General features: G+C 72.7%; 11 protein-coding genes and 2 pseudogenes. 4 read left to right on the top strand and 9 right to left on the bottom strand.

Translation table 11 applies throughout. The features are described 5' to 3' along the window. Positions 1-765: esterase/lipase family protein (locus tag CA983_RS36845; RefSeq protein WP_086605089.1), on the top strand; the 765-nt coding region annotated here is incomplete at its 5' end. Positions 766-916: 151 nt separating this feature from the next. Here CA983_RS36845 and CA983_RS36840 read toward each other — a convergent pair. Both CA983_RS36840 and CA983_RS49820 read right to left on the bottom strand, forming a co-directional pair. Continuing rightward, positions 917-1,396 (bottom strand): annotated as a pseudogene (locus CA983_RS36840) (lytic polysaccharide monooxygenase); the annotation flags it as partial. A gap of 5 nt (positions 1,397-1,401) precedes the next feature. Continuing rightward, positions 1,402-1,464: pseudogene (locus CA983_RS49820) on the bottom strand (hypothetical protein); the annotation flags it as partial. Positions 1,465-1,597: 133 nt separating this feature from the next. On the opposite strand from CA983_RS49820, the gene CA983_RS36835 reads away from it, so the two are divergent. Continuing rightward, positions 1,598-2,047: a GNAT family N-acetyltransferase gene (locus CA983_RS36835; protein WP_086605088.1), complete on the top strand. Its 450-nt coding sequence runs from the start codon at positions 1,598-1,600 to the stop codon at positions 2,045-2,047. A 27-nt stretch (positions 2,048-2,074) separates the two neighbouring features. On the opposite strand, the gene CA983_RS49015 is transcribed toward CA983_RS36835, so the two are convergent. Beyond that, on the bottom strand, positions 2,075-2,209 hold the full coding sequence (locus CA983_RS49015) for a hypothetical protein (RefSeq protein ID WP_086605087.1): 135 nt from the start codon (positions 2,207-2,209) through the stop codon (positions 2,075-2,077). Positions 2,210-2,348: 139 nt separating this feature from the next. Here CA983_RS49015 and CA983_RS36825 point away from each other — a divergent pair, with 139 nt between their 5' ends. Then, the gene (locus tag CA983_RS36825; RefSeq protein WP_086605086.1) at positions 2,349-2,978 is read left to right on the top strand and encodes a class I SAM-dependent methyltransferase; all 630 of its coding nucleotides are present in this window, start codon (positions 2,349-2,351) and stop codon (positions 2,976-2,978) included. Between the two features lie 10 nt (positions 2,979-2,988). Here CA983_RS36825 and CA983_RS36820 read toward each other — a convergent pair whose 3' ends face one another. Then, complete coding sequence (locus CA983_RS36820; protein ID WP_086605091.1) at positions 2,989-3,489, bottom strand: ribonuclease FAU-1 family protein; 501 nt, start codon at positions 3,487-3,489, stop codon at positions 2,989-2,991. After that, positions 3,470-4,396 carry a GNAT family N-acetyltransferase gene (locus CA983_RS36815; RefSeq protein ID WP_086605085.1) on the bottom strand — a complete coding sequence of 309 codons (927 nt, stop codon included), beginning with the start codon at positions 4,394-4,396 and terminating at the stop codon, positions 3,470-3,472. The genes CA983_RS36820 and CA983_RS36815 overlap by 20 nt, the downstream gene beginning before the upstream one ends. A gap of 70 nt (positions 4,397-4,466) precedes the next feature. Here CA983_RS36815 and CA983_RS36810 point away from each other — a divergent pair, with 70 nt between their 5' ends. Next, positions 4,467-4,835 carry a GntR family transcriptional regulator gene (locus CA983_RS36810; RefSeq protein ID WP_059422670.1) on the top strand — a complete coding sequence of 123 codons (369 nt, stop codon included), beginning with the start codon at positions 4,467-4,469 and terminating at the stop codon, positions 4,833-4,835. On the opposite strand, the gene CA983_RS36805 is transcribed toward CA983_RS36810, so the two are convergent. The 4 genes from CA983_RS36805 to CA983_RS36790 all read right to left on the bottom strand — a co-directional run bounded on the left by CA983_RS36805 (position 4,823) and on the right by CA983_RS36790 (position 8,158). Further along, the gene (locus CA983_RS36805; protein ID WP_086605084.1) at positions 4,823-5,617 is read right to left on the bottom strand and encodes a DUF72 domain-containing protein; all 795 of its coding nucleotides are present in this window, start codon (positions 5,615-5,617) and stop codon (positions 4,823-4,825) included. The genes CA983_RS36810 and CA983_RS36805 overlap by 13 nt on opposite strands. A 60-nt stretch (positions 5,618-5,677) precedes the next feature. Beyond that, a complete protein-coding gene (locus CA983_RS36800) occupies positions 5,678-6,073 on the bottom strand; it encodes a hypothetical protein (RefSeq protein WP_086605083.1) in 396 nt (131 codons plus the stop codon). A gap of 113 nt (positions 6,074-6,186) precedes the next feature. Then, positions 6,187-7,281 (bottom strand): DUF5925 domain-containing protein, encoded by a 1,095-nt coding sequence (locus CA983_RS36795; RefSeq protein ID WP_086605082.1) that lies wholly within the window; start codon positions 7,279-7,281, stop codon positions 6,187-6,189. A gap of 76 nt (positions 7,282-7,357) precedes the next feature. Continuing rightward, positions 7,358-8,158, bottom strand: a complete 801-nt coding sequence (locus CA983_RS36790; protein WP_086605081.1) for a polysaccharide deacetylase family protein — start codon at positions 8,156-8,158, stop codon at positions 7,358-7,360. Positions 8,159-8,313 lie beyond the last annotated feature (155 nt).

Below are 8,313 nucleotides of genomic sequence, written 5' to 3'. Positions count from 1 at the left end.
GCCCCGGGCTCCGGCTGGAACGACTACTCCTGCAAGCCGTCCGCCGCCCATCCCCGCCCCGTCGTCCTCGTCCATGGCACCCTCGGGAACTCCGTCGACAACTGGCTGGGGCTCGCCCCCTACCTGAAGGTCCGCGGCTACTGCGTCTTCTCCCTCGACTACGGACAGCTCGAGGGCGTCTCCTTCTTCCACGGCCTCGGACCCGTCGAGAAGTCGGCCGGGCAGCTCAAGGACTTCGTCGACAAGGTGCTCGCCGCCACCGGCGCCGCCGAGACCGACGTCGTCGGACACTCGCAGGGCGGCATGATGCCCCGCTACTACCTGCGGTTCCTCGGCGGAGCCGCCAAGGTGAACGCCCTGGTCGGCATCGCGCCCAGCAACCACGGCACCACACTGAGCGGCTTCACCAACCTGCTGCCGTACTTCCCGGGCGCCGGGGACCTGTTGGCGAAGACCACTCCCGCCCTCGCCGACCAGGTCGCCGGCTCCGACTTCCTCAAGCGGCTCAATGCGGGCGGCGACACCGTGCCCGGCGTCCGCTACACCGTCATCGCCACCAAGTACGACCAGGTGGTCACGCCGTGGCGCAGCCAGTACCTGAGCGGGCCGGACGTGCGCAACGTCCTGCTCCAGGACCTGTGCCCGGCCGACCTGTCCGAGCACGTGGCCATCGGGCTGTTCGACCGGATCGCCTTCCATGAGGTGGCCAACGCCCTCGATCCGGCACGGGCCAGGCCCACCACCTGTGCCTCGGCGTTCGACTGACACGTGTAGGGGAAACGTTTCGGGGCCTGTCCGGCCTGAGCCGCCGGACGGGCCCCGAGTCCTGGGTCAGCGGCCGTGGCGGCCGCCGCTCACCGTCCGCCCGCCGGGCCGACGGGAACAGGGCCGACGAGCCGAGCGCCAGCGCGGCCGCGCCGCCGACCGCGAGGTATGTGGTGCTGCTGTCGCCGCCGGTCTCGGCGAGGTTCTCCGTGGCACCGGCCGCCTTCGGCTGGTTGGGAGCGGCTTCGGCCGCCTCGGGCCGCCTCGGGCCGGTTCGGGCCGGGGCTCTCCGGGGCCGCGGCCGGTTCGGCCGAAGTGCTGGGTCGTCGTCGCCGTGCCCGTGGTGCTCGATCGTCGACTTGTCGTTGTCCGCCTCGATCTGCTCCTTGGCCGGAGCGGAGGCCGTCGGGGCCGGGGCGGTGCCGTCGGCCGCGCTGCCGCCGCCGAAGCTGACGTCCGAGCAGGGGTAGAACGCCTCCGGGCTGTCCGACCGCTGCCAGACCGCGTACAGCGGATGCCTGCCGGAGCGCTCGGGCAGGCTGCCGGAGAAGGTGCAGAAACCGCCTGTCGCGGCCGGGTCGGTGGCCGTCGCGCGGCCTGCGTGCCGTCCGCCGCGACCGCCGCCTTGCACGCGGCCGACTTGGGGCTCTCCGGGCCCTCGGTGTAGAACTGCGCGATCCGGCTGACCGGGGCGCCCATCGAACCGTGCGCCGCCGGCGTGAGGGTCAGCCCGGTGAGGGCGAGCGGGAGGGTGCCGAGGGCGGATGAGGGAGATCCTTATGGCCGCGTTGAGGGAGTGCTCAGGCTGGCATCAGGTAGGTACCGTCCCGGCATGGCAGACGAGGAGATCCGGCCGGCCGGCGCCGCCGACGTACCGGTCGTCGAGGGAGTGATCGACGCGGCTTTCCGCCCGTACATCGAGCGCATCGGGCGGGTGCCGCAGCCCATGGAGGAGGACCACGCGGCGAACGTGGCCGCGGGCAAGGTGTTCGTGACGGGCGAGCCCGTCACCGGCCTCGTCGTGGTCGAGGCGTTCGAGGACCATCTCTTCCTCGACACCATCGCCGTCCACCCCACCGCGCGCGGCGGGGGAGTGGGGCGACGGCTGCTGCGGTTCGTGGACGCGCACGCGCGTGTGCTGGGGCTGTCCGAGGTCAGGCTCTACACCAACGCGCTGATGTGGGAGAACCAGGAGATCTATCCGAGGTACGGCTATGAGCTGGTGGAGCGACGACTGGACGGGCCCTACGACCGCGTCCACTACCGCAAGAGGCTGTTCTGAACGGGTCTCATGATCGGTACCGGCCGCTCAGGCGTCCGGCCACCACGTGCGTGCGATGTCCTTGCGGACTTCCGGGCGTCCCGCGGGGCGCTCGTCGGCCTCCTCGCGGACCCGGCGGACGTCCGTCTTCTTCAGGGGCTTCTGCACGGTCACACGGCGCATGGCTGCCTCCTTAAGGGGCTACCGGGTTCCGCGTTCTCACGGAGGTAGACCTTTCGGGGGAGAGTTCCTCATCGCTCCTGGTCTGTCAGTGGCGGCTGTCACGATTCGAGTGTCAGTGGCGGGTGTCACTCTTGGGCACATGGCGAACGACAGTGACGGCACGACCTCGGCGAACACCGGCGCCGACGTGGACTGGGACGCGCGGGCGGCAGGCTTCGACGAGGAGCCGGACCACGGGCTGCGCGACCCGGAGGTGCGCCGGGCCTGGGCCGCCCGGCTGCGCTCCTGGCTGCCCGGGCGGGCCGGCGACGTCCTCGATCTCGGCTGCGGCACCGGCAGTTTGTCGCTCCTCGCGTCCGAGCGGGGGCACCGGGTGACGGGCGTGGATCTCTCCCCGGCGATGGTGACGCTCGCCCGGCAGAAGCTGGCCGGGCGTGACGCCGTGTTCCTCATCGGTGACGCGGCGGCACCGCCGGTCGGGGAGCAGCGCTTCGACGCCGTGCTCGTCCGGCATGTCCTGTGGGCCCTGCCCGATTCCGGCCGCGCTCTGCGGCACTGGACCGGGCTGCTGCGGCCGGGAGGACGGCTGGTGCTGGTCGAGGGCGTGTGGGGGACGACCGAGCCCGTCGGGATACCGGCGGAGCGGCTCACCGGCCTTCTCGCGCCGATCGCCGGGCAGGTGAGCGTGGAGCGGCTGTCCGGCGATCCGCTGCTGTGGGGCGGAGAGGTGATGGACGAGCGGTACGCGGTGGTGGCCGTGACGGCGTGAGCGGGGAGGGTCAGGCCAGGAGCGCGGTGAAATCGCCGCCGCGAGCCAGTGACTCCAGTTCGTCGAGCGCGGCGCGTGCGGCGGCCGCCGCCTCGGGGTCCGTCTCGGCGAGGCCGCTGTCGGCGAACTCGTCCTCGTCCAGCCGTCGTACGTCCGTGCCGTCCGCGGAGACCCACAGGTCCAGGTCGAGGTCCTCCACGACCAGCTCGGGGCCGGAGCGCGCGGCGGGGCGGGTGACGTCGCAGTACCAGCCCTTCAGCGCGCCCGTGGCGGAGCGGACCTCCTTCACCGCGTACCAGCGGTCACGCCAGTAGTACTCCGTGAAGACGTCCCCGGGCTCGAAGCGGACGAAGCCGAAGTCGCGGACGCCGCTGCCCGCCCACGGCGCGCGGACCGCGACCCGGGTGCCGTCGTCCGTCAGGAGCTCACCGGCGTAGCGGATCTTCGTACGGCCCGCCTTGACGAGCACGACGTCCAGCCGGGCGGACCCGTCAGCCGAGTTCACGGACATAGCGCACTTCCTTGGCACAGATCTCGTAGCCGAACCACTTGTTGATGGCGATCATCGGCTCGTTGCCGGTGTCGTTGCCGGTGAACGCCTCCGTGTACCCCGCGGCACGGGCCCGGTGCAGGGAGTCGTTCTTGGCGAGCTTCGCCAGGCCCCGGCCGCGAAAGGCGCGGGCGGTGCCGGTCATGGCGGTGCCGTAGCGGGTGCCGTCCGTGTGCGCCACGCTGAAGGCGGCGGGGCGGCCGTCGACGACCGCGACCGTGGTCAGGTCGCGGCTGAGGAGCGGGTGCTTCCAGTTCTCCTCCAGCCAGGCCTCGTAGTCCGTGAACTCGGCCTCGATGTCGCTCGGTTCGTCCGACACCGTCTCGGCGTCCAGTTCGAACAACGGGCGCGGGTCGTCCGCGAGGTCGGCGGCCGTGCGCAGCTCGACGCCGGCGGGCGGGTCCTCGCGGGGCGGCAGCGTGCCGCCTGCCAGGTCCAAGCGCAGGAAGTAGGCGGAGCGGCTGGCCCGGAAGCCGTGCCGCTCGGCGAAGGCGACGTTGTCCGGCTCGTCCAGCACCCAGGCGAACAGCTTCCGCACGCCCAGCCCCGCCAGGCGCTCCTCGGCGGTGCGCAGCAGGAGCGAACCGGCGCCGCGGTGCGTGCGGTCGGGGCGTACGTAGATGTTGGCGGAGCCCTGGCCCGGTTCCGGGCTGTCGTGCGCGACGCTGATCTGGGCCGTGCCGATGACCTCGCCGTCCTCCTCCGCGACGAGTTGCCCGAAGTGGGCGTCCGGGTGGGCGTGGGTCAGGGTGTGCACCACGGACTCGGGCGTGGACAGCATGTAGGGCAGGGCGAGGCGGCGGGTCCGGGAGAACCCCTCGGCGTCGGCTCGGACTTCGGGTCGCAGGTCGCGCACGATCACGGTCATGGAGGCGCACGTTACGGGGGGCGCACGCCGGGTGCCTCCCATTTTCCTTCGGGTACGGGACAATCGGCCTGTGACCTTGAAGATCGACATCGACGACAGTGCTCCGCCGTACGAGCAGGTGCGGGCGCGGATCTCCGAGCAGGCGCGTTCGGGGGAGCTGCCGGTGGGGTACCGGCTGCCGACCGTGCGGGGGCTGGCCGAGTCGCTGGGGCTCGCCGCGAACACGGTCGCCAAGGCGTACCGGGCGCTGGAGGCGGACGGCGTGATCGAGACGCGCGGGCGCCATGGCACGTTCGTGGCCGCCGCCGGCTCGGCGGCCGACCGGGAGCTGGCGGTCGCCGCCCAGGCGTACGTGGAGCGGGCGCGAAGGCTCGGGCAGGGGGAGGACGTGGCGCTCGCCGCGGTACGGGATGCCCTGCGGGCGGCTTACGGGGAGTAGGGCGATGCCCGGCCGGCCCGCGTCAGTCGCTCGGGTGTCCGTGTGATCTCCAGGCCCGCCGATCTCCCCAGCCGCGCGAACGTCATCGCGTCCTCCACCGCCGCACCCCCCGGGTCGTTGTTGAAGTACGCGTAGACGTCCTCGCCGCCGGACCAGGTCGTGGCGATGCGGTCGAGCCAGGTGGCGAGGGAGCGGCGGCCGTAGTGCGGCCAGGGCCGGGCGCGGCCCTGGTGGAAGCGGACGTAGCCCCAGTCGGTGGTGCGCCACAGCGGGGTCGCGGGGCGGGCCAGGACGTCGGCCCAGCACAGGGCCGCGCGCCGGGACTCCAGGACCGCGCGGACCTCCGGCGTCCACCAGGACTCGTGGCGGGGCTCGACCGCGACCCGGGTCGAGGCGGGGAAGCAGGCGAGGCAGGCGTCCAGGAGGCCCGGGTCGGCGCGCAGGTTGGGCGGGAGCTGGAGCAGGACCGGGCCGAGGCGGTCACCGAGGCCCGCCGCGTGGCTCATCAGGCGGTCGACCGGCTCCTCGGGGTCCTTGAGCCGTTTGATGTGGGTCAGATAGCGGCTCGCCTTGACCGCGACCACGAAGTCCGCGGGCACCCGGCCGCGCCAGTCCTCGAACGTCTCCCGGGCCGGCAGCCGGTAGAAGGCGTTGTTGATCTCGACGGTGGCGAAGTGCCCCGCGTACTCCTCCAGCCAGAGCCGCATCGGCAGCCCGGACGGATACAGGACGTCCCGCCAGTCCTTGTACTGCCACCCGGACGTGCCGACGAACAGGGTCATAGACCCATCAAAACACCGCGCGCCCTGGAAGGGGCGGTGGTGACTCGGTCCTCCGGGCCGCTACGCCTCGGCGCGCGTGTGGAAGCGGTAGAACAGCAGCAGGAAGACGGCTGCCGTGACCAGCAGGGTCGTGATGACCACGGGACGGATGTCGTCGCCGGTCTGGCTGTAGAGGAAGCCCAGTGCGGCGCCGGCGAAGGTGGCCCGGATCAGGGCGTGCAGGGCGTGCAGGTCGCGTCTGAGGCGCCGGGTCACCTGGACCACGGCGATGCAGACGGCCATGAAGGCGAGCGCGCTCCACACACCCCACGCCAGATCCGGTCCGGTGATCGGACCACCGTGACGCCGGTTCACCGCGACCCAGTCGCCGTAGACGAGACCGAGGGCGACGGGCAGGACCCACCGCGCGACGCGGTGGGCGGGTTCGCTGAACACGGTGGGTGCCGTGTGTGCCATCAGAGGCCTCCCTGGTCCATGCGGAGCTCGGCGTCGCTCCTGCGCACACCTTCGCACGCCTTGGTGACAGGGAGGTGAGAAGCGGTTGTGAGCGAACCCAGCGGGTGGCCCCGCTACAGATACAGCCCCGCGTCGGCGTCCCCGCGCGGCTCCGGCAGGGCCGTCGGGGACGTGCCCCGGCGCAGCGCGTACAGCTCGGCCAGCGTGGCGCCCTCGCGGCCGACGCCTTCCTCGCGGCCCAGCCAGCTCACCGCCTCCGAGCGGGTCAGCGGGCCCACCTCGATCCGGGCGAGACAGCGGCCGGGCCGGACGACGGCGGGGTGCAGGCGCTCCAGGTCCTCGTTGGTCGTGACCCCGACCAGGACGTTGCGGCCCTGGCCGAGCAGTCCGTCCGTCAGGTTCAGCAGCCGCGACAGCGCCTGGCCCGCCGTGTGCTTGGCCTCGCCGCGGATCAGCTCGTCGCAGTCCTCCAGGAGCAGCAGCCGCCAGCGGCCCTTGCCCGCCGCGTCCTCCTCGCCGATCGCGATGTCCATCAGATAGCCGACGTCACTGAACAGCCGCTCGGGGTCCAGGACGCAGTCCACCTGGCACCAGTCCCGCCAGGAACGGGCGAGGGTGCGCAGCGCCGACGTCTTGCCGGTGCCCGGCGGGCCGTGCAGGAGGAGGAGCCGGCCCGAGATGTCCTCGGGGGTCGTCTTCATCAGGCGGTCCATCGCGTCCGCCACCGGCGCCGTGTAGTTGGGCCGGACCTCGTCCCAGGTGCCCGCCGCGATCTGGCGCGTGGTGCGGTGCGGGCCGCGGCGCGGGGAGACGTACCAGAAGCCCATCGTGACGTTCTCCGGCTGCGGTTCGGGTTCGTCCGCCGCGCCGTCCGTGGCCTGGTCGAGGACCTTCTTCGCCAGCTCGGCGCTGGTCGCCGTGACCGTGACGTCGGCGCCCCGGTTCCAGCGGGAGATCAGCAGCGTCCAGCCGTCGCCCTCCGCGAGCGTCGCGCTGCGGTCGTCGTCCCGGGCGGCGCGCAGCACGCGGGCGCCGGACGGCATCAGCGTCGCCCCGGAGCGTACGCGGTCGATGTTCACCGCGTGGGAGTACGGCTGCTCGCCCGTCGCGAAGCGACCGAGGAACAGCGCGTCGACGACATCGGACGGGGAGTCGGAGTCGTCGACGTTGAGCCGGATCGGCAGCGCCTCGTGCGGGTTTCCAGACATGCCGCCATGATCCGGCACGAGGGCGCCGCGTGCACCCGGTTTCCCGGTGCGCACGCGGCGTTTTCCCAGGTGCGGGTCAAGCCGCGAGGCGAGAGGCCAGCCGGCGTGCCTGGCGTGTCCTGCGGACCACGGCGTACCCCTTGGTGAGGGCACGGTCCCTGGCGAACGTACGGGCGATCGCACGGCCTTCGACCACCCGCTCGAACTCGTCGGTGCCCGTGCTGCGGCGCACCGTCACGCGCCGCAGGGCGTACGGTCCCTGCGCCCGGCGCGCGAGGCCGTTGCCGACGGCGAGTGCCTGGGCGTAGCCCGTCTCGCGCACCGCCTGCCGGACCCGGCGGCTGGAGTAGCCGTAGGGATAGGCGAACGAGGCCGGCACGGAGCCCAGTTGGTCCGCGAGGATCTCCTTGCAGTGGATCAGCTCGAACCGCAGTGTGGCGTCGGAGACGTGGTCGAGCTGCGGGTGGCTGTGGCTGTGCCCGCCGATCTCGACGCCCGCCGCCGCGAGCTCGCGGACCTGGTCCCAGTCCAGCATGGTGTCCAGGCCGCCGCCGGTGTCGTACGGCCCCTGGATCCACCCGGTCGAGACGAACAGGGTGGCCGGGAAGCCGTGCTTGGCGAGCACGGGCAGGGCGTGCCGGTGCACGCCCTCGTAGCCGTCGTCGAACGTGATGAGGACCGGCCGCTCGGGCAGCGCGCGGCCGGAGCGCCAGCAGGCTGCCAGCTCGGCGGTGGTGACGGGGGTGAGACCCCGGTCCGCGAGCACCGCCATCTGCTCGGCGAACGCCTCCGGGGTCACGGACAGGGCGCGGGTCGCGTCGTTCGGATCGGTCGCGACCGCGTGGTACATGAGGATCGGTACGCGCACGTCGCTCATGGACCCGCCCCTTCCAGCGCCGCCCCCTCGGCAGGCGCGCGCGGACCCGCGGCATCCGCCTCGGGGACCGAGGGCTCGGACGCAGAGGGCTCGGACGCAGAGGGCTCGGGCACCGAGAACGTCGTCCCGCCCCGGCGGGCCCGCACGCTGCCCAC

The organism is Streptomyces swartbergensis, from assembly GCF_002148965.1.
In the GTDB taxonomy this organism is placed as follows: Bacteria; Actinomycetota; Actinomycetes; order Streptomycetales; family Streptomycetaceae; genus Streptomyces; species Streptomyces swartbergensis.
This window is presented reverse-complemented; position numbering and strand designations above follow the sequence as displayed.

Bases quoted from the DNA above. Each gene is read 5' to 3' on its own strand.
- CA983_RS36835 (WP_086605088.1), top strand. From the start codon at position 1,598: ATGGCAGACGAGGAGATCCGGCCGGCCGGCGCCGCCGACGTACCGGTC.
- CA983_RS49015 (WP_086605087.1), bottom strand. From the start codon at position 2,209: ATGCGCCGTGTGACCGTGCAGAAGCCCCTGAAGAAGACGGACGTCCGC.
- CA983_RS36825 (WP_086605086.1), top strand. From the start codon at position 2,349: ATGGCGAACGACAGTGACGGCACGACCTCGGCGAACACCGGCGCCGAC.
- CA983_RS36820 (WP_086605091.1), bottom strand. From the start codon at position 3,489: ATGTCCGTGAACTCGGCTGACGGGTCCGCCCGGCTGGACGTCGTGCTC.
- CA983_RS36815 (WP_086605085.1), bottom strand. From the start codon at position 4,396: ATGACCGTGATCGTGCGCGACCTGCGACCCGAAGTCCGAGCCGACGCC.
- CA983_RS36805 (WP_086605084.1), bottom strand. From the start codon at position 5,617: ATGACCCTGTTCGTCGGCACGTCCGGGTGGCAGTACAAGGACTGGCGG.
- CA983_RS36800 (WP_086605083.1), bottom strand. From the start codon at position 6,073: ATGGCACACACGGCACCCACCGTGTTCAGCGAACCCGCCCACCGCGTC.
- CA983_RS36795 (WP_086605082.1), bottom strand. From the start codon at position 7,281: ATGTCTGGAAACCCGCACGAGGCGCTGCCGATCCGGCTCAACGTCGAC.
- CA983_RS36790 (WP_086605081.1), bottom strand. From the start codon at position 8,158: ATGAGCGACGTGCGCGTACCGATCCTCATGTACCACGCGGTCGCGACC.